Annotated in this window: 17 protein-coding genes; 9 read left to right on the top strand and 8 right to left on the bottom strand. The window is 62.3% G+C overall.

Annotation, left to right across the window (positions count from 1 at the left end; translation table 11 throughout):
* Positions 1-479: 479 nt before the first annotated feature.
* Positions 480-827 carry a hypothetical protein gene (locus RCO24_RS01260; protein WP_308959543.1) on the bottom strand — a complete coding sequence of 116 codons (348 nt, stop codon included), beginning with the start codon at positions 825-827 and terminating at the stop codon, positions 480-482.
* Positions 828-1,189: 362 nt separating this feature from the next.
* Here RCO24_RS01260 and RCO24_RS01265 point away from each other — a divergent pair, with 362 nt between their 5' ends.
* From RCO24_RS01265 to RCO24_RS01295, 7 genes are all read left to right on the top strand, one after another.
* Complete coding sequence (locus tag RCO24_RS01265; protein WP_308959544.1) at positions 1,190-1,570, top strand: hypothetical protein; 381 nt, start codon at positions 1,190-1,192, stop codon at positions 1,568-1,570.
* Positions 1,567-1,827 (top strand): DUF5985 family protein, encoded by a 261-nt coding sequence (locus tag RCO24_RS01270; RefSeq protein ID WP_308959545.1) that lies wholly within the window; start codon positions 1,567-1,569, stop codon positions 1,825-1,827. The genes RCO24_RS01265 and RCO24_RS01270 overlap by 4 nt, the downstream gene beginning before the upstream one ends.
* A complete protein-coding gene (locus tag RCO24_RS01275) occupies positions 1,824-2,099 on the top strand; it encodes a DUF5985 family protein (protein ID WP_308959546.1) in 276 nt (91 codons plus the stop codon). Before RCO24_RS01270 ends, RCO24_RS01275 begins: the two co-directional genes overlap by 4 nt.
* A gap of 33 nt (positions 2,100-2,132) precedes the next feature.
* The gene (locus RCO24_RS01280; RefSeq protein ID WP_308959547.1) at positions 2,133-8,429 is read left to right on the top strand and encodes a HAMP domain-containing protein; all 6,297 of its coding nucleotides are present in this window, start codon (positions 2,133-2,135) and stop codon (positions 8,427-8,429) included.
* Positions 8,430-8,440: 11 nt separating this feature from the next.
* The gene (locus RCO24_RS01285) at positions 8,441-9,874 is read left to right on the top strand and encodes an HWE histidine kinase domain-containing protein (protein WP_308959548.1); all 1,434 of its coding nucleotides are present in this window, start codon (positions 8,441-8,443) and stop codon (positions 9,872-9,874) included.
* Between the two features lie 5 nt (positions 9,875-9,879).
* Positions 9,880-10,239 carry a response regulator gene (locus tag RCO24_RS01290; protein WP_308959549.1) on the top strand — a complete coding sequence of 120 codons (360 nt, stop codon included), beginning with the start codon at positions 9,880-9,882 and terminating at the stop codon, positions 10,237-10,239.
* Positions 10,240-10,343: 104 nt separating this feature from the next.
* Positions 10,344-10,514, top strand: a complete 171-nt coding sequence (locus RCO24_RS01295; protein ID WP_308959550.1) for a hypothetical protein — start codon at positions 10,344-10,346, stop codon at positions 10,512-10,514.
* A gap of 52 nt (positions 10,515-10,566) precedes the next feature.
* On the opposite strand, the gene RCO24_RS01300 is transcribed toward RCO24_RS01295, so the two are convergent.
* Together RCO24_RS01300 and RCO24_RS01305 are read right to left on the bottom strand one after the other, a co-directional pair.
* Entirely contained in the window at positions 10,567-11,427 is an 861-nt protein-coding gene (locus RCO24_RS01300; protein ID WP_308959551.1) for a hypothetical protein, read from the bottom strand.
* An 11-nt stretch (positions 11,428-11,438) separates the two neighbouring features.
* Positions 11,439-11,831 carry a polymer-forming cytoskeletal protein gene (locus RCO24_RS01305; RefSeq protein WP_308959552.1) on the bottom strand — a complete coding sequence of 131 codons (393 nt, stop codon included), beginning with the start codon at positions 11,829-11,831 and terminating at the stop codon, positions 11,439-11,441.
* A 431-nt stretch (positions 11,832-12,262) separates the two neighbouring features.
* Here RCO24_RS01305 and RCO24_RS01310 point away from each other — a divergent pair, with 431 nt between their 5' ends.
* Together RCO24_RS01310 and RCO24_RS01315 are read left to right on the top strand one after the other, a co-directional pair.
* On the top strand, positions 12,263-13,888 hold the full coding sequence (locus RCO24_RS01310; protein ID WP_308959553.1) for a L,D-transpeptidase family protein: 1,626 nt from the start codon (positions 12,263-12,265) through the stop codon (positions 13,886-13,888).
* Positions 13,889-13,909: 21 nt separating this feature from the next.
* Positions 13,910-14,935 carry a murein L,D-transpeptidase family protein gene (locus tag RCO24_RS01315; protein WP_308959554.1) on the top strand — a complete coding sequence of 342 codons (1,026 nt, stop codon included), beginning with the start codon at positions 13,910-13,912 and terminating at the stop codon, positions 14,933-14,935.
* 18 nt (positions 14,936-14,953) lie between these two features.
* Here RCO24_RS01315 and RCO24_RS01320 read toward each other — a convergent pair whose 3' ends face one another.
* The 5 genes from RCO24_RS01320 to RCO24_RS01340 form a co-directional block, all read right to left on the bottom strand.
* Positions 14,954-15,205: a hypothetical protein gene (locus RCO24_RS01320; protein ID WP_308959555.1), complete on the bottom strand. Its 252-nt coding sequence runs from the start codon at positions 15,203-15,205 to the stop codon at positions 14,954-14,956.
* 137 nt (positions 15,206-15,342) lie between these two features.
* The gene (locus tag RCO24_RS01325; protein WP_308959556.1) at positions 15,343-15,972 is read right to left on the bottom strand and encodes a glutathione S-transferase family protein; all 630 of its coding nucleotides are present in this window, start codon (positions 15,970-15,972) and stop codon (positions 15,343-15,345) included.
* A complete protein-coding gene (locus tag RCO24_RS01330; protein ID WP_374990900.1) occupies positions 15,947-16,792 on the bottom strand; it encodes an ABC transporter ATP-binding protein in 846 nt (281 codons plus the stop codon). Before RCO24_RS01330 ends, RCO24_RS01325 begins: the two co-directional genes overlap by 26 nt.
* Positions 16,780-17,547 carry an ABC transporter permease gene (locus RCO24_RS01335; protein ID WP_308959557.1) on the bottom strand — a complete coding sequence of 256 codons (768 nt, stop codon included), beginning with the start codon at positions 17,545-17,547 and terminating at the stop codon, positions 16,780-16,782. The genes RCO24_RS01330 and RCO24_RS01335 overlap by 13 nt, the downstream gene beginning before the upstream one ends.
* Positions 17,544-18,563, bottom strand: coding sequence for an ABC transporter substrate-binding protein (locus RCO24_RS01340; RefSeq protein ID WP_308959558.1), 1,020 nt, complete (start codon positions 18,561-18,563; stop codon positions 17,544-17,546). Before RCO24_RS01340 ends, RCO24_RS01335 begins: the two co-directional genes overlap by 4 nt.
* Between the last annotated feature and the right edge of the window lie 7 nt (positions 18,564-18,570).

Below are 18,570 nucleotides of genomic sequence, written 5' to 3' on the forward strand. Positions count from 1 at the left end.
CCGTTCCTCCTGCCCACCAGCCGGGGCCCATTGGGCCGGGGCTTATCGGGGAGATTGCGGATCTTCTGCGACGCGCGTTACGCGATTGGCTTCCGCTTGTTTCAAACGCTCCAAGCAGTCCGCAACTTGCGGCGGCAATGCGGCATCCTCGACATGATAGACTCGTTTCAACCTTGCTCCGAAGGTCGTCACGATTTCTGTTTCGTAATCTCTTTCCACGTGTGCCCTCTCCTCTTTGGCGTCACTCCTTCTCTACGTGCCTCCCACAGGTTTCCAACCGCCGAGCGGGGCAGCAGTTCCGCTGTATCTCAAAACGAATCTTCGCTTTTTCAGCGTTGCGACCGGGCGTCACATTTGCGCTCCATCGTCGCTGAATTCGTGCGGCATCGGTCCTTAAACGAAAGACGGACCGTAGGCTCACACCTTCGGTCCGTCCCCTGACCGCCTCAGCGGCGGTCACACCACATCTTAGTCACGTACTACTGCGCGCCGGACGGCTGCTTGACGGCTGGGCCGCTCTTGTTACCCGGAAGCCCTTCGACGCCACTCGAATCCTGGCTCGGCTGGGTGGCGGTTTGCTCTGAACCGCTTGCGCCGCTCGAAGATCCCTCCGTTGCCGGTTCACCTCCGCCCGGCGTCCGGGTGGCGGGGCCAGTGCGCGTATCGGGGAAGCCCTGAACGCCCGGGCCCGAATTCGGCTTCCCCTCCTGATTGACCGAGTTCTGGTTGTCGACGGCATCGGCCGCATAGAGAGCGCCCGATCCAGCGGCCATCGCCAATGCCGACGTCGCCAGCACGAGAGTCGCGACCTGCTTTCTGACTGTCATCTTGTTCTCCTTGTTAGGTCTCGAACGGGTTGTGTCTCCCGCTGCGTAAACCCTCCGCGCTCACGCTCGTTCCTCTTTCGGTTGGCGACAAAAAGGTGATCCGCTCGTGAGAATTCTCGCGGCGCGCCCGCACAGGCCTGCTTGGCCGTCGCCCCCTCTTCCGTGAGCGGAATTACCTAGGGCAGTTTTTTTGTAGCGGAGCGGAACTTTTGGGCCGGTCAAGGGTTTGAGCGGGTTGGGCGGCGTCGGGAGCGTTCCAGCGCAGGAAGGGACTGCGTTGGCCGGAGAGGGTGAACCTTCCTCACGCTTCTGGCGATGCCGCTTGTCGAAAGCACTGACCAGGAAGGGCTTGGCCCAGAGTAATGTCGGAGAGCCCTATACCGCTGGATCTTCAGAATTTCATTCTGAGACACATCGATTCCATCGGGCAGATCGAGGCACTCCTTCTTCTCCGCCGCCACGTCAATGAGGATTGGACCGTGAACTCCGTGGCCCAGCGGCTCTACATATCGGACCCGGAAACGGAAGAAACGCTGGCCAATCTGTGTGCCGATGGCCTCATCACCTGCGCGGATGGGATCTTTCGCTACACCGGTGCTTCTTCCGAACTCGACTCCATGGTTGCTCGCCTGTCGGACGCTTATCGGGCCAATCTCGTGGGCGTGACGAATATCGTGCACGCAAAGCCACGCCGGATCCGCGCGTTCGCCAACGCCTTCAAGATGAGAAGGGACCGCGGATGATCGTCGCAACCATCTATATGCTCTGTGCGATGACAGCAGCTCTCTGCACGTATCTGCTGCTGCAGGCCTATCGCAGAGGCGGCTATCGGTTGCTCCTGTGGAGCGGCCTCTGCTTTGCCGGGCTGACCCTCAACAACCTGCTTCTCGTCGTCGACAAAGTGGTGATCCCCGACGGCGATCTCACGTTCTGGCGCACGGCGACGGCGCTCGGCGCGATGATGATCCTGCTCTACGGACTAGTATGGGATGCGGAATGAGCGATCCGGTCAATTCAGTTCTGCTCGGCGCCGTCGCCATGGCTTCGCTCCTGGCCTCGCTCTTCTTTCTGCGCTTCTGGCGCCAAACCCACGACATCTTCTTTGCGCTTTTTGCGTTGGCGTTCGGCGTCGATGCCGTTGGCCGCTTCAGTCTCGGCCTCAACCCGGCGTGGGAAGAGCATGCGCCGATCTTCTACCTTTTGCGCTTGCTGACGTTCAGCCTCATCATTTTTGCGATCGTCATCAAAAACAGACCACAAAGTTGGAAGTGAGTGCGGTATCCGCGTCTCGTCCGGAGAAGATAAATGACCGAAATCGTCACTGGCTCCGACCCATCGGACACTTCGGGCCGCGCAGCAAATGGCAACAGCAAGGCGGGCAGTCGACATGTCGGCGAGCTGCTCTATAGCCTGCAAGCCGTTCGCCAGGGCGATTTCTCGGTGCGGCTGCCCGGCGACTGGCCTGATCTCTGGGGACGCGTCGCGGATGCCTTCAACGACATCGTCGCAATCAACCAGCGCATGTCGCAGCAGCTCGATCAGGTCGGCCAGGTCGTCGGCCGCGAGGGCAAGACCAAGCAGCGCGTGCGTATCGGCACGGCCGCAGGCGCCTGGGGCGAAATGGAAACGTCGATCAATTCGCTGATCGACGATCTTTTGTGGCCGACGGCTGAAGTCACCCGCACGATCCGCGCCGTCGCGCAGGGCGATCTCCTGCAGAAGATGCGGCTCGATGTCGACGGCCGCCCGCTCGAAGGCGAATTTCTGCGCTCGGCCACGATCGTCAACACGATGATCAACCAGCTGTCGGTGTTCACCTCGGAAGTGACGCGCGTTGCGCGCGAAGTCGGCACCGACGGCAAGCTCGGCGGACAGGCGCAGGTCAGCGAGGTCACCGGCGTCTGGAAGGATCTGACCGAAAGCGTCAACTCGATGGCGAGCAACCTGACGGCGCAGGTGCGCAACATCGCCGACGTGACGATTGCGGTCGCCAACGGCGATCTCTCGAAGAAGATCACGGTCGACGTGCGCGGCGAGATCCTTCAGCTCAAGGAAGCCATCAATACGATGGTGGATCAGCTTCGTTCGTTCGCGGCCGAAGTGACGCGCGTGGCGCGTGAAGTTGGCACCGAAGGGCGGCTCGGCGGGCAAGCTGTGGTGCCGGGCGTCGCGGGCACCTGGAAAGACCTCACCGACAACGTCAACCTGCTCGCGGCCAATCTCACGACGCAGGTGCGCAACATCGCCGAAGTCACCACAGCCGTGGCGCGCGGCGACCTCTCGCGCAAGATCACCGTCGACGTGAAAGGCGAGATTCTCGAGCTTAAAAACACCATCAACACGATGGTGGACCAGCTCAACTCCTTCGCTTCCGAAGTGACGCGCGTCGCTCGCGAAGTCGGCACCGAAGGACGACTCGGCGGACAGGCGCAGGTTCCCGGCGTCGCCGGCACCTGGAAAGACCTCACCGACAACGTCAACTCGATGGCCGGCAATCTGACCAACCAGGTCCGCAACATCGCCGAAGTCGCGACGGCAATCGCCGGCGGCGACCTTTCGAAGAAGATTACCGTGAACGTCAGCGGCGAGATCCTGCAGCTGAAAGAGACCATCAACACGATGGTCGACCAGCTCAACGCCTTCGCGTTCGAGGTCACGCGCGTGGCGCGCGAAGTCGGCACCGAGGGGCGGCTCGGTGGGCAGGCCGACGTGCGCGGCGTTGCCGGCACCTGGAAAGATCTCACCGACAGTGTCAACTCGATGGCCAGCAACCTGACGACCCAGGTGCGCAACATCGCAGAGGTCGCGACCGCCATCGCCGGCGGCGACCTCTCGAAGAAGATCGCGGTCGATGTGCGGGGCGAAGTGCTCGAGCTTAAGGAAACCATCAACACGATGGTGGACCAGCTCAACGCGTTTGCCGGCGAAGTGACGCGCGTCGCGCGTGAGGTCGGCACCGAAGGCAAGCTCGGCGGACAGGCCGTCGTCCGCGGCGTCGCGGGCACATGGAAGGATCTGACCGACAACGTCAACTCGATGGCGAGCAACCTGACTGGCCAGGTGCGCAACATCGCGGAAGTCGCGACCGCCGTCGCGCTCGGCGATTTGTCGAAGAAAATCACGGTCGACGTGCAGGGCGAAATCCTGCAGCTCAAGGAAACGCTCAACACGATGGTCGATCAGCTCAACCGCTTCGCGGGCGAGGTGACGCGCGTGGCGCGCGAAGTCGGCACCGAGGGCAAGCTCGGCGGACAGGCACAGGTGCCCGGCGTCGCCGGAACCTGGAAAGATCTTACCGACAGCGTCAACTCGATGGCGAGCAACCTGACCAACCAGGTTCGTAACATCGCCGACGTCGCGACCGCCATCGCCAACGGCGACCTTTCGCGCAAGATCACTGTCGACGTGCAGGGCGAGATCCTTCAGCTCAAGGAAACGCTCAACACGATGGTCGATCAGCTCAACCGCTTCGCGGGCGAGGTGACGCGCGTGGCGCGCGAAGTCGGTACCGAGGGCCGCCTTGGCGGACAGGCGAACGTGCCCGGCGTCGCCGGCACCTGGAAAGACCTCACCGACAACGTCAACCTGCTTGCGGCCAACCTCACCACCCAGGTTCGCAATATCGCCGACGTGACGACGGCCGTTGCCCGCGGCGATCTCTCGCGCAAAATCACCGTCGATGTTCGCGGCGAAATTCTCGAACTCAAAGCCACGATCAACACGATGGTGGACCAGCTCAACGCGTTCGCCGGAGAGGTGACGCGCGTCGCACGCGAAGTCGGCACCGAGGGCAAGCTTGGCGGCCAGGCCGAGGTGCCCGGCGTCGCCGGAACCTGGAAAGATCTCACCGACAACGTCAACTTCATGGCCAGCAACCTGACCTCCCAGGTGCGCAACATTGCCGAGGTCGCGACGGCCATCGCGCAGGGCGATCTCTCGAAGAAGATTTCGGTGGACGTGCGCGGCGAGATCCTGTCGCTCAAGGAAACGCTCAACACGATGGTCGAGCAGCTGCGCTCGTTCGCGGCGGAAGTGACGCGCGTCGCGCGTGAAGTCGGCACCGAAGGCCGCCTCGGCGGACAGGCCGTCGTTCCGGGCGTTGCCTCCGGCACCTGGAAAGATCTTACCGACAGCGTCAACTCGATGGCCGGCAACCTGACGGCACAGGTGCGCAACATCGCCGAAGTCACGACCGCGGTGGCGCGCGGCGACCTGTCGCGCAAGATCACCGTCGACGTTAAAGGCGAAATCCTTGAACTCAAGAACACCATCAACACGATGGTGGATCAGCTCAACGCTTTCGCCTCGGAGGTTACGCGCGTTGCGCGCGAAGTTGGCACCGAAGGTAAGCTGGGCGGACAGGCGCAGGTGCCTGGTGTCGCCGGCACGTGGAAAGACCTGACCGATACCGTCAACGTCATGGGCGCCAACCTCACCGAGCAGGTGCGCGGCATCGTCAAGGTCGTGACGGCGGTTGCCGGCGGCGATCTCACGCAGCGCCTGACCGTGAACTCGAAGGGTGAGGTCGCAGCGCTCGCCGAAACCATCAACGACATGACGGCCACGCTCGCGATCTTTGCCGATCAGGTGACAACGGTCGCGCGCGAAGTGGGCGTCGAAGGGCGCCTCGGCGGCCAGGCCAGCGTTCCGGGCGCGGCCGGCACGTGGAAGGATCTCACCGGCAACGTCAACCTGCTGGCCGACAACCTCACCAACCAGGTGCGCGCAATCGCGGAAGTGACGACGGCCGTGGCCGAAGGCGATCTCACGCGATCGATCCAGGTCGACGCGCGGGGCGAGGTCGCGGAGCTCAAAGACTTCATCAACACCATGATCGACAACCTGCGTCTCACCACCGAGCGCAACAACGATCAGGACTGGCTGAAAACCAACCTCGCGCGCTTCTCGGCGATGCTGCAGGGGCAGCGTGACCTCTCGACCATCGGTAGCAAGCTGCTTTCTGAACTTGTTCCGCTGGTGCGCGGCCAACAGGGCGTTCTCTATCGAACCAGTCCGGACGACAGCCAGAAGCTCACGCTGCTCGGCAAGTACGCCGACCACCCCGAACGGGGATATCCGACGACGGTGGAACTCGGCAAAGGCTTCATCGGCCAATGCGCGGTCGAGAAGCGGCGCATTCTCGTGACCGACATCCCCGCCGACTCCGTGCCCGTCAATGCAACGGTTCTCGAAGCCAGGCCACGCAGCATCGTCGTGTTTCCGGTCATATTCGAAGAGCAACTCAAAGCCGTGCTGGCAGTTGCGTCGCTCTACGAGTTCGACGACGCGCATCTGACCTTCCTCGATCAGCTCACCGCGAGCATCGGCATCGTGCTGAACAGCATCGAGGCCACGATGCAGACGGAGTTGCTGCTCAAACAGAGCCAGAACCTCGCCCAGGAGCTTCAGGCGCAGAAGCGCGAGCTGCAAACCACAAACGATCAGCTTGGCCAGAAGGCGCAACAGCTCGCGGAACGCAACGTGGAGGTGGAAGCGAAGAACCAGGAAATCGAGCACGCCCGCCGCGCCCTTGAGGAGAAAGCGACGGAACTCTCGCTCACATCCAAATACAAATCCGAATTTCTCGCCAACATGTCTCACGAGCTTCGGACGCCGCTCAACAGCATCCTCATTCTGGGCCAGCAGCTCGGCGATAACGTCGACGGCAACCTAACCGACAAGCAGGTCGAATTCGCGCGCACGATCCATGGCGCGGGCAGCGACCTTCTCAACCTGATCAGCGATATTCTCGATCTCTCCAAGATCGAGTCGGGGACGGTTTCGGTCGAAGCCGAAGAGCTCTATCTGTCCAACCTGCTCGATTCCATCGCGCGGCCGTTCCGGCACGAAGCGGAGAACCGCAATCTGTCGTTCGAGCTGAGCCTCGATCCGAGCCTCGGCCGCAACATCTTCACCGACGCGAAGCGCCTGCAGCAGGTTTTGAAGAACCTGCTCTCCAATGCGTTCAAGTTTACCGAGCACGGCAGCGTGCGGCTCAACGTCTCTTCCGCAGATCAGGGTTGGAGCCCCGATCATCCCATCCTTGCCTACGCCCCTTCCGTCATCGCGTTCGAAGTATCGGATACCGGTATCGGCATCCCGCCCGACAAGCAGAAGATCATCTTCGAGGCGTTTCAACAGGCCGACTCCAGCACCAGCCGCAAGTACGGCGGCACGGGTCTCGGCCTCGCCATCAGCCGCGAGCTTGCCAGCCTGCTTGGCGGCGAGATCCATCTACGTAGCAGCCCCGGGGCGGGCAGCGTCTTCACGCTCTACCTCCCACAGCGTTACGCCCCGCCCGCCGGGATTGCCGCAGAGAAGGAAATCAGCCGCCTCAGGGTGCGGGTCGAAAGCCCGCTCAAGCGCCTCCCGGATCTCCAGATCGTGGCCGAGCCCATCCCCGACGATCGCGACGAGATCGCATCGGGCGATTGCGTTCTGCTCATCGTCGAGGACGATGCGCACTATGCGCGCATCCTCATCGGGCAAGCCAAGGACTGCGGCTTCAAGGTCATCGTGGCGCAGCGAGGCGCAGAAGCGCTTGTGCTTGCCAACGAATACAATCCGAATGCGATCTCGCTCGATGTATTCCTACCGGACATGCTCGGCTGGAGCGTACTCAGCCAGCTGAAGCAGAGCCCGGCGACGCGGCACATTCCGGTGCAATTGGTGACACTCGACGAAGACCGCCAGCACGGCCTCGCCCAGGGTGCGTTCCAGTTCGTCAGCAAGCCGGCGACCCTCGAAAGCCTCAGAGGTGCACTAGACCGCATCAAACAGTTCAGCGTACCGCGCCCCAAGCGGCTTCTGGTGGTCGAGGACAACGCCGCCGAGCGAATGGGTATCAAGGAGCTTTTGAGCCACGACGATATCGAGATCGCCACGGCTTCGAGCGGTGAGGCGTGCCTATCCTATCTGCGAAATAATCCGGTCGACTGCATCGTGCTCGATCTCAAGCTTCCCGACATGAGTGGGTTCGATATTCTGGAAACGCTGGTGGCCGATGCACGCCTGGCCGAGGTTCCCGTCGTCGTGTTCACCGGACGCGAGCTTTCGGCCGAGGAGGAAAGCAAGCTCACCTCAATGGCGCGCAGCATCGTGGTCAAGGGGGTCGAGTCGCCCGAGCGTCTTCTCGACGAAACGGCCCTGTTCCTCCACCGTGTGGTGACCGAACTCCCCGCCGAAAAGCAGAGCATGCTCGAACGTCTGCATCGCTCGGACGAGGCTCTCGCCGGGATATCCGTGCTTCTGGTCGATGACGACGCTCGCAACATATTCGCCCTGAGCAGCGTTCTGGAACGGCGCGGCATGAATGTCCTGACGGCCACGACCGGCCGTGAAGCAATCGCCTGCTTGAACGAAAACCCCGATACGTCCCTGGTGCTCATGGACATCATGATGCCCGAGATGGATGGCTATCAAACGATGCAGGCCATCCGCGCCGAAAGCCGATGGCGGCGGCTGCCGATCATCGCGCTCACCGCAAAGGCGATGAAAGGCGACCGGGAGAAGTGCCTGGAAGCCGGTGCGTCGGACTACCTCGCCAAACCCGTCAACACCGAGCAACTGCTGGCAGCGTTGCGCATGTGGTTACATCGTTAGGAGCGAATTTCGTGCTCTCGGAAGCCGTCAACATTCTGCTGGTCGATGATCAGCCCTCGAAGCTCATGAGCTACGAGGTCATCCTGCGCGACCTTAACGAGAACTTGATCTCGGCCACCTCGGCGAACGAGGCGTTGGCCGTCCTGCTCAAGACCGATGTGGCGGTCGTGCTGGTCGACGTCTGCATGCCGGATCTCGACGGCTTCGAGCTGGTGCAGCTCATTCGCGAGCATCCGCGCTACCAGAACATCGCCGTCATCTTCATATCGGCGGTGCTGCTGTCGGATCTCGACCGCATCCGCGGCTACGAGTTCGGCGCGGTCGATTACATGCCCGTTCCCGTGGTCCCTCAGATCCTGAAAGCGAAGGTCAAGGTCTTCGTCGAACTCTACAGGAAGGCGCGTGAGCTCGAGCAGATCGCGGCCACTCTCGAGCAGAGCGTGGCGGAACGCACGTCGGAGCTCGAAGCCTCAACCGCCCAGCTTCGCAAAAGCGAGGAGCAGTTCCGCCAAGCGCTGGCGGCGGCCAACATGGGGACGTGGCGCCACGATCTCATCAAGCAGATGAGCCAACGGGACAAACACCTCAATACGATCCTCGGGCTGAAGCCGATCGACACCGCCTATCCGACCAGCGAATGGCTGGAACGGATCCACGAGGACGACGTGCAGGCGGTTACGGATGCCTGGCAGCAGGCGATCTCGACGCGCGGGGCCTACGAAGCGGAGCTGCGCATCAAACGCAGCGACGGCACGCTCAGATGGTTGCGTGAGCAGGGCCACTACGTGCCCGGTGCAGACGGCCTGCCCGGCTCCCTAACCGGGCTTGCACTCGACATCACCGAGCGCAAACACGCGGAAGAGGCGCGCTCTCTGCTGATCGAAGAGCTCAACCACCGCGTCAAGAATATGCTGACGACCGTCCAGTCCATCGCGCTGCAAAGCATGGCGGGGGCGCAAGGCGAACAGAAGGATCGCTTCCTGTCCCGCATTCATGCGCTGGCGACGGGGCACAACCTTTTGACGCAAAGCCAATGGAACGGCGCGCGCCTCGCCGACATCCTGGACGCCCTGTTCGCACCCTACAAGGACGAGCAGCGGCCACGGCTGAAACTTGCCGGCGACGATGTGGTGCTGTCCTCACGCGATGCGATCTCCGTCACGCTGGCGATCCACGAGCTTCTGACCAACGCCGTCAAGTATGGCGCCTACTCGGTTCCAGAAGGGAATGTCTCTGTTTCCTGGAACATCGATCGATCCTCTCCCAAGCACCGCTTGCACTTCCGCTGGGTGGAGAACGGAGGTCCGCCGGCGACAGAGCCAACACATGCCGGCTTCGGAACGCGCTTGCTCCGCTCTCTCGCGGCGCAATCGAACGGCGAGTACGCCTGCGCCTTTCTCGATACCGGCATCTCCTGCGAACTGTTCTTGCCAACGGAAAGGTAGACAGAATGGGCTCGCTCAAGGGCAAGCGTGTCCTCGTCGTCGAAGACGAACCGCTGATCGCCATCGTGCTGGCAGACATCCTCGAAGACGCGGGGTGCGTCGTCGTTGGGCCTGCCTACGACACCGACCAAGCCCTCGCGCGTATTTCGAGCGACGCCATCGACGCGGCCGTGCTGGACGTGAACCTGGGCTCCGGGCTCACCTCCGCCCCGGTTGCCGACGTTCTCGCAGCGCGTTCGATTCCGTTCATCTTCGCTACGGGCTACGGCGAAAACGCCTTGCGTGCCCAGGACCGAAAGAGGTTCCGCGTCGACAAGCCCTATGACGCCGACAAGATCCGCGAAACCCTGAAGAAATGCTGGTGAGAGTGGGCAATTTTTGTCCGCGATCAGTTGCGCCCCGGAACGGCCGACCCAATTTACGCGTTGTCAGAGCGGATTGCTCGCCCTTCGGGCGCATGGAGGTTCTGATGACCAAGACACGCTACACGGACAACACGAACGCTGCAGACCCGCCCGGCGGCAAGACGCATAACGTCAAGATCGATAGCGCCGACACGCTGCCGCCCGAGCAGGGCCGCGGCAAGAATACCGATCGGCCAGCGCCGAACGCCAAGAAATCAGCTCGGCCCGCTCGTTGACGGCTTGGACAGCTCGGCGTCCCGAGCGTCTGCTTTTTACCCCGGCGACGCTCTATCCCGGCGACTGGGACGGCGTTCTCTGCGCCTTGTCCCCCGGGACGTCGCCGTTGCCAGCACGGACGTCTCCGCATTTTTCGAGGGCCGCCGACGTCGAAGACCAGCGGTCCTTGGTGACGGTGACGATGTATCTGCGGCAACCCGAAGGCGCGCCCTGAACGAAGCGGATTTCGAAGAGAGCCTGCTCGCGCGACGGCTTCGGTGGCCAGGAGAAGGAGGCGTCGTCCGCAGTTTTGGCGAGTGCGGTCTTTATCGCATATCCCGCGTTTTTGAGATCGCCCTGGCTCAACCTCGTCAGGAGAACGTTCGGCAGGTCGGGGCCAAGGCCGGCTGCAATTGCACGCTTCCGTTTGGGGCTCTGATCCTTGATCTCCTCTGCCGGCTCAGCTTTTTCGGCGTAGGCTGTTCCCATTGCTTCTGTCGAAGGGGCCTCTTCCGCGGCAGGGCCTGTTGCCGGGTTTTGCGTTATCGTGAGTTCGGGAAGAGCTGCTTCGGCCGGCTGTCCGTTTGGAAGAGCCGGCGCGCTCGCACCCGCAAGATTATTTGGCGTCGAATCCGTGGTCGGCAGTCCCTCCGGCTTTACGCGCGCGATCATGTCCTGCGCGTTCGACACGGCGATCTCGTAGAAAGATTTCCCGGTCTCGATGACGCCCTCAACTCCGAGGTTCGCCACAGCCACCCAAGTTCCCGCAACCAGAACGATGCCGGCGAGCATTCGTCTCAATCGGGCCTTGCGCCGGTTCGGCAAGGGCGCGCCAGCTCTTTCGCTTGGCTCGACGTTCAACGAGAGGCTGTCAAAGTCCCTGTAATCGTCGTCGTAGGGACTTTCATTCCAAGTTTGATGACGAAGGGTCATGCTGACCTCCTCTAACGGACGAGCCCATTAGATGCGGTGTGCTCTTCGGCGTCGCGGTCGGCCAGATGCAAGGGATTGGCGACCCGTCTCGATTTACCCTCGAAATAGCACCCGTTCTCCAAAGAGAGGACTTTGTGAAAGATCTCGGCGGTTACCGAGCAGGCGGTCTTCAGCGTGACGTGATTGGCGTAGATCGAGCCTGATGCCTCGCCCATGATCGTCGCCGCGTCCGCACAGATCGCGCCGTCCACGGTCCCGCGCTCGGTAATCAGGAGGCTCGAGCACCAGACATCGCCGAGGATCGTGCCTTCCAAGACGACGTTGCCAGCGTATCGGATGCTGCCTTCGAGAATTGCTTGGCGGGGAATTGTAAGTGCTGGCAGCGTCGAGACCTTTTCACTCACTGTCATCTCCGTTCGGATCGAAGGACGTCGGCGAGGAGGTCGATCGCAATGTCAGTCTCCCTCATTCGAGACGTGACTTGCGGGACAGCCCCCAAATATCGCTCCGAGACAGCTTGAAAGCCGCAGCGGAAAGCGGCACTGCTGCCGATCTCGTGTGGGTTGTACTTGCGACGGGCAGATTACTTCGGCGAATGTGTCGAAAGATCGGCTCGCAACTGGATGGGATCGAACGATTTTATTCCGCATAGACTCGACATTTCAGGCGTCGAGCACGAGATTCCGAGCATTCGGCCATCAGTTCCGCCCGTTTTCGGAACGATAACCACGCTGTGACAGACTTTCAGGACAGCTTCGGGAGGAACACCTCCACGCCGGCCGGCATTAACGCTAAAGCCGGGCTCCCGGGGATTTCTAGCTCAATGGGTCACCACATGTTCCGCGGGACATTCGTCAAAGCCCTTCACGCCGCCTTGCTTGCGGCCGCTTTCGCCGCAGCGGCTACGTCCGCCGTCGCCGAGCCGCGCACCAAGACGGAGCGCAAATCCGCCGCGCCGGAAGCGACGCTTACCGGACCTGCTGTGCTCGCCGTCGTCTCGATCCGCGACCAGCTCATCTCGGTTTACGACGCCGCGGGGAATGCCGTGAGGGCGCGCGTGTCGAGCGGCCAAACCGAGTATGAGACGCCGGTCGGCATCTACAGCATCCTGCAGAAAAACAAGGATCACTATTCGAACCTCTACGACGACGCGCAGATGCCGTTCATGCAGCGTCTGACGTGGTCGGGGATCGCGCTGCACGCCGGCGCCCTTCCCGGTTACCCCGCTTCGCACGGCTGCGTCCGCCTCCCCCACAGCTATGCCGAGCAGATTTTCGGCCTGGCTAAAATAGGAACTCGCGTTGTCGTCGCCCGCGAGAATATCGCGCCTTCGGAGATCGAGCACCCTCTGCTGTTCAAGCCAAAAGCGACCGGCGTGCAGGCTGCGGCGACCCCGATCGTCTACGATCCTGACGCGCAATCCGAGCTGACGCCGTTCATGCCCGACTTGCGCAACTGGCCGGAGCGGCAGGCGCTACTCGACCAGCTGAGAGCCGTGTCCGCTGCAAAGGCCGCGGAAGCCGACGCGGCTGCCCCGGAACTCGACGAGCTAAAGAAGGCGCTCAAGGAGCGCGAAGCCGTCCGGAGCAAAACGGCAAAAGTCTTGAAGCGCGCCGAAAAGGCACAGAGCCGCGCTGACGGCTGGGTGGAAAGCACCGCCAAGCGTCTTGCCGGAGCTAAGACTGACCGCGTGCGGAAAGCGGCGGAAGCAGAAACCGCAAAAGCAGCAACCGCCGCCGAAAAGGCCAAGCAGGCGTTCGACGATGCGAAAGCCAAGGACGATGCGGCAGCCGCGGACTTGGCACGCGCGACGGATGCGTTCAACGTTTCGGACGCCGTGAAGAAGAAAGCCACGGACGCTGCGAAAGAAGCCCGGCGCAAGACGCTGCCGGTCTCCGTGTTCGTCAGCCTCAAGACGCAGCGTGTCTATGTGCGGCAAGGCCATGAGGCCGTGATCGACATGCCGGTCAGCATTGCAGAACCGGAGACGCCGATCGGAACGCACACCTTTACCGCCGTGGACTACAAGGGAACCGTCGACAACGTGCGCTGGAACGTCGTCACGATCGTGCCCCGCAGGGCCGATGATTTCGATGACAACTACGGCGCGAGCAAGCGTCGCCGCGTGGCCGCTAACGAAGCGCCGCCCGCGACCGACGTCGTGGCCGCCAAGGCCGCGCTCGACCGCATCACGCTGCCGCCGGAGGTTGTTTCGAAGGTTTCGGAGTATGTCTGGCCGGGTTCGTCGCTCATCGTGTCCGACGAAGATCTGAGCAAAGAAACCGGCGCGGCGACCGACTTTGTCGTGCTGATCAGCGGCGAGCCGCAGGGCGGCATCAAGAAGCGGCCGCGCCAGCCGCCCAATTATTACCCTTACGACCCGTATTATGACGACTATTACTACTACGGCGACCGGCGCCGCAGACCGCAGCGCTATACGCCGTTCTTCAGCTTCTGGTAGCGGCTTGAAGAGGGGACATCATTGGCAGGCGCAGGGGCCAGAAAGCTGGCCGCTGCCGCTTGGGCGATTGCGGCCTCAGTGTGCGCGACCGGCCTCGCGACGGCGGAATCGATAAATGCGGATCGCTCCCAGACCGAACGGCTGGAGCGCTGGCAGGCTGCGCGCAGCGGGCAACTCAAGCTGCCTTTGCCAGGAACCCCGGACACTGCAAAGCTGATGACGCGCCTCACAGAGGCCGGACTGGCGCTCGGTGCGCCAACGTTGATCCGCATCTTCAAAGCGGAATCCGAGCTCGAAGTGTGGATCAAGAAGGATCGCAGCTTCACGCTCTTTGCCACCTATCCGGTCTGCTATTGGTCGGGCTCGCTCGGCCCCAAGCTCCGCGAGGGAGATCGGCAAACCCCGGAAGGCTTCTATACCGTCACCGAAGATCTGCTGCATCACGGCGATCGTTGGCGCCGCTCGCTCGATATCGGCTATCCAAACATTTTCGATCGCGTCAACGGCCGCAGCGGCTCGCTCATTCTTGTCCATGGCGGATGCGATTCATCGGGCTGCTTCGCAATGACGAACGCAGTCAATTCCGAGATCTACGACCTCGTGGCCGGCGCACTCCGCGGCGCCTCTCACGTTCCAATCCAAGTGTTCCCGTTCCGCATGACGGACGCCAATATGCTGGCGAGCGCCGCATCCCCCTGGACCCAGTTCTGGCGGGATCTCAAGGACGGCTATGATTCCTTCGAGCGCACGCGTCTGCCGCCACAGGTTTCAGTGTGCTCCAAACGCTATCGCGTGCGCGATGCGTCTCCGTTCGAGCGGGAACTGGCAGGCGTCGAGCTGTGCGAGCAGGATCGCGACAGCATTCCGGATCACCTCGAACAGGCCAATCGCGTGCCTACGAAACACGCCAAGGCCGAACGCCAAGCCCCCAAATGCAGCCTTGCACGTGCGAGCTGCCGCAAATGGGCCGCGCTGCGCGATCGCAAGCTGGCGAGCCGGACGGTCGCGGGCCGCGTGACGGCCAGCAAACGCTCTGCAGTCCGCTAAAGCAAATGCCGATCCGATTCACGCTGCGCGAGGATGCGGGCGTGGGGCGTGAAGGTGCACGGAGGCGTAGCGCCACTCCATGTAGCGCCGGACCTCCGTCAACTGGCCATCGGACAGACGTGCCAAAGGCCAGCGTCCGCCATCAATGCTCTTGATCTCGGCGGAGATCCATTTGTCGCGAAGCTCGTTGCCGTTCTCGAGCGAGGCGACGGCCGTGCGGTAGCGGATTTCAATGCGATCGCCCGGCGTCAGATCCGTTACGTTTGCCATTGTCCAGTCTCCTCGTGGCTGACTGCGATACGGCCTAAGTTGTTGATCCGATATAGGCGCGGAACGGCGACAGCCAAACCAAGAAGATCCGAATTCAATAGTTGGAATATGCTTTCCCGAGCACAACGGCGCACGGGTCAGGTTCGTCCGTAAGCGCGTGCGATCGGTTCATACAGGCTCAAACGCTCGAACCAGGCAGCAAGCGATCCGAGCTTAGCGCTCTCCACCAGATCGAGCCGCATGTTGATGACCGGATAGAGCGCGAGATCGGCAATCGAAAGCTCACCTGCGATGAACTCGTTGCCACCGATCTGGCGATCGAACGCCGCGAACAGCGTGCGCAGACGCTCCAGAAAATATGCGTCGTTCGCTTCCGATTTGTCGGGCGCGTTAAGCTTGATGTAGCGCGTCAGGGTGTTTCCGACGGCGGCATCGGAGATCGCCGCCATGAACCATTGCAGCACGCGCAGCCGAGCTTGTGGATCGGCGGGGATGAAGCGGCCGCTTCTTTCCGCGGCGTGCAGCAAGATTGCACCGGATTGGCTCAGGACCAGAGGCTGGCCCCCGTGACCGTTGCGATCGACGATCACCGGGATCGCCCCCAACGGATTGAGGGCCAGAAACTCCGGCGTCCTGTGCTGCCCGCCTTCGATGTTCACGACGATGCGCCGATGCGGAATCTGGCAGGCTTCGAGCGCGATCGCAGCGCGATATCCGTTTCCGGTCGGTGCGAAATAGAGATCAATTTCCGATGGGGGCTGGCTCATTGTCGGTTCCTTGCGGCGCGCCGGATGGTGCTGCCGAATTGAAATGCTGTGCGAGGCGCCCCTTCAACGCGGCGTAGGGCTCGGAGGCAACGGGTTTCGGCCTCGAGCGCGGGCGCGCAATCGGAACCTCCACGATGTCCTTGATCGTCGCCGGGGATCCACCCAATACGACGACGCGGTCGGCAAGATGGATCGCCTCGTCAAGATCGTGGGTGACGAGAACAACGGTTGCGCCGGCTGTTCGCCAAATGCCAGAGATCTCGTCCTGGAGCGTTCGGCGGGTGGCAATGTCGAGCGCGGAGAACGGCTCGTCCATGAGGAGAAGTTCCGGCTCGAGCGCCAGGGCGCGCGCGATGCTGACGCGTTGCTGTTGTCCGCCCGACAGTTGATGCGGCCAGCGATTTTCGAGAGCTTCGAGACCGACGAGGCGAAGGGCGTTGCGGGCGCGATCCCTGCGCACGCTCCGGCTTGGAACAATACCCTCCAGTCCGAACTCGACATTGCCGCGCACGCGGCGCCAGGGCAGCAAACGCGCATCTTGAAATACGAGAGCGGCGAACTTCCCGGAGGCTCGCGGCCGGCCGACAGCCGAGATCGTCCCGCGGCTCGGGGCAACCAAGCCGGAGATCGCTCTCAAAAGCGTGGATTTGCCGATACCCGACGGACCGACTATGGCGAGGAACTCCCCGGTGCGAATATCGAGAGAGACATTCTCTAGAATCGGCCGGTCAACTTGGCCCGGTGCGCTCAAGGCGACATCCGAAATGCGCACGAGCACGTCGGGTCTTTCGACGTCTGCGCGTGAAACTAGTGCGTCCACGGCAACAATCTCCGGGTCAGCCATTCGAGCGCGGTGTCGGTGACGCAATAGAGCGCTGCGATCGTCGCCATGTAGAGGACGACCAGATCGGTGGCGAGCACGCCCGAGGCTTCGAGCAAGCGCTGGCCCACGCCTGCGACACCCAGCATCTCGGCAGCCAGAACCGCGATCCAGCCCATGGACACACCGGCCCTGACGCCGGAGAGGATTCCAGGTGCCGCGCCCGGCAGCACGATCTTGCGGATCCGGGTGAAGAAGGCCCCCTGCCCGAACGCGTGCGCCAGTTCGATCTTGTCGGTATCGACCGCACGCGCGGCGGATTGCGTCGCGATGTAGTTCAGCCAGAATACGCCGGTCGCAATGATGAAGGCGGCCGCCGCCTCGCCGATCCCGAACCAGATGATGGCGAAGGGCAGCCACGCGATGGGAGAGATCGGCCGCAGCAGCCGTGCGATGCCCTCCGTCAGGGCATTGAAAAGCGGCCATTGAGCCGTTGCCAAACCAAACCCGATGCCGAGCAGCGTACCGATGGCGACGCCGACGGCGTAGTGGGAGAGGCTCGCGAGGACATTCGCGAGCCAGCGGCCGGACTGGAACTCGCTTTCAAAAGCCAGCGCAACGCTGCTCGGCGCCGGAAGCAAGGTGGCCGGCATCAGATGAAACCTGGCAACGATCTCCAACAGCAGAAGAAAGCCAACCGCGCTCGCGACCGAAACGGCACCCAGCCGGACCGGCGAGGAAGCCGCAACGCTCATCGTGTAGCCTGCAGTTCGTTGTAGCTCGTCCAGTCGAACAGTTCATTTTCCGGAACGATCTTCGGCTGGACGCCGATTTCGACCTGAAACTCCTGTAGGGATTTCGTGCCTTCGGCGAGCCGGCGCAGGTCATCGGTGATGGGATTGTTGGGGGACGTCAAGGCCGCCTCGATCACCTCCAGCGGGATCAGCCCCTTCCCGAGATGGGCTTCCGTCGAGATGGCCGCCCGTTTCGGATCGCTTTTGATCAACGCGATGGCCTTGCTGTTGAGCGCCACCAGCGATTTCACTTTGTCCGGATGTTCCTTGAGGATCTTCTCTCTTACCGACAGCACAAAGCCCGGATGACCAGGCATCAGATCATGGCCGGTCGCGAGCAGCTTGGAGGACGGATCCTTGCTTTTCACGATTGTGATGATCGGCTCCGGCATGGTCGCAGCGTCGACCGCCTTGGCAAGCAGAGACTGGCGCACCTGCTCCTCGCCCTGGCTCAGGATCGAGACGTCCGCCTCGTTGATCTTTTGCGTCTTGATGTAATGGCGCAAGGCCGTATCGGGGATGGTGCCTTTCGGGAGAGTCGCGATCGATACGGGCCGGCCGTGTTGCTGGCGGAATGCTTCGAACGCCTTCGCCGGGCTGGCCGCGCCATCGTAGGCTTTGGCAAGGTCGGCAAGTCCGATGAGCGAGACGATCTCAACGCCGTTTGCGGCCACGATCTTGAGATCGATCCCCCGCGCGCGGGCGACTACAACCGGCGATACCGCCATGTAGACCGCGTCGAATTCACCGGAGGCCAGGGCCTGGATCAGCGTCGTGCCGGACGAGAAGCGCGTGAGCTCCAGATCGACGCCCGCCTCCTTTGCCCATCCCTCATTGGTCAGAATGAACAGCGGCGCCATGTTCACCATTGGAACGTAGGCAACGCGCAATTTGAGATTTTCCGCATGAGAAAGCTGGGGCGAGAAAATCGCGACCAGCGTGGCACAAGCCGCGAAAAGCCGGCGCAAGAACGACATCTTATCC

Source organism: Hyphomicrobium sp. LHD-15 (assembly GCF_031157355.1).
Classification (GTDB): domain Bacteria; phylum Pseudomonadota; class Alphaproteobacteria; order Rhizobiales; family Hyphomicrobiaceae; genus Hyphomicrobium_C.

What these genes read in the sequence shown, in the direction of transcription:
- RCO24_RS01275 (WP_308959546.1), top strand. Translation starts at nt 1,824, where the DNA reads ATGAGCGATCCGGTCAATTCAGTTCTGCTCGGCGCCGTCGCCATGGCT.
- RCO24_RS01335 (WP_308959557.1), bottom strand. Translation starts at nt 17,547, where the DNA reads ATGAGCGTTGCGGCTTCCTCGCCGGTCCGGCTGGGTGCCGTTTCGGTC.
- RCO24_RS01260 (WP_308959543.1), bottom strand. Translation starts at nt 827, where the DNA reads ATGACAGTCAGAAAGCAGGTCGCGACTCTCGTGCTGGCGACGTCGGCA.
- RCO24_RS01265 (WP_308959544.1), top strand. Translation starts at nt 1,190, where the DNA reads ATGTCGGAGAGCCCTATACCGCTGGATCTTCAGAATTTCATTCTGAGA.
- RCO24_RS01280 (WP_308959547.1), top strand. Translation starts at nt 2,133, where the DNA reads ATGACCGAAATCGTCACTGGCTCCGACCCATCGGACACTTCGGGCCGC.
- RCO24_RS01340 (WP_308959558.1), bottom strand. Translation starts at nt 18,563, where the DNA reads ATGTCGTTCTTGCGCCGGCTTTTCGCGGCTTGTGCCACGCTGGTCGCG.
- RCO24_RS01295 (WP_308959550.1), top strand. Translation starts at nt 10,344, where the DNA reads ATGACCAAGACACGCTACACGGACAACACGAACGCTGCAGACCCGCCC.
- RCO24_RS01325 (WP_308959556.1), bottom strand. Translation starts at nt 15,972, where the DNA reads ATGAGCCAGCCCCCATCGGAAATTGATCTCTATTTCGCACCGACCGGA.
- RCO24_RS01270 (WP_308959545.1), top strand. Translation starts at nt 1,567, where the DNA reads ATGATCGTCGCAACCATCTATATGCTCTGTGCGATGACAGCAGCTCTC.
- RCO24_RS01300 (WP_308959551.1), bottom strand. Translation starts at nt 11,427, where the DNA reads ATGACCCTTCGTCATCAAACTTGGAATGAAAGTCCCTACGACGACGAT.
- RCO24_RS01290 (WP_308959549.1), top strand. Translation starts at nt 9,880, where the DNA reads ATGGGCTCGCTCAAGGGCAAGCGTGTCCTCGTCGTCGAAGACGAACCG.
- RCO24_RS01310 (WP_308959553.1), top strand. Translation starts at nt 12,263, where the DNA reads ATGTTCCGCGGGACATTCGTCAAAGCCCTTCACGCCGCCTTGCTTGCG.
- RCO24_RS01320 (WP_308959555.1), bottom strand. Translation starts at nt 15,205, where the DNA reads ATGGCAAACGTAACGGATCTGACGCCGGGCGATCGCATTGAAATCCGC.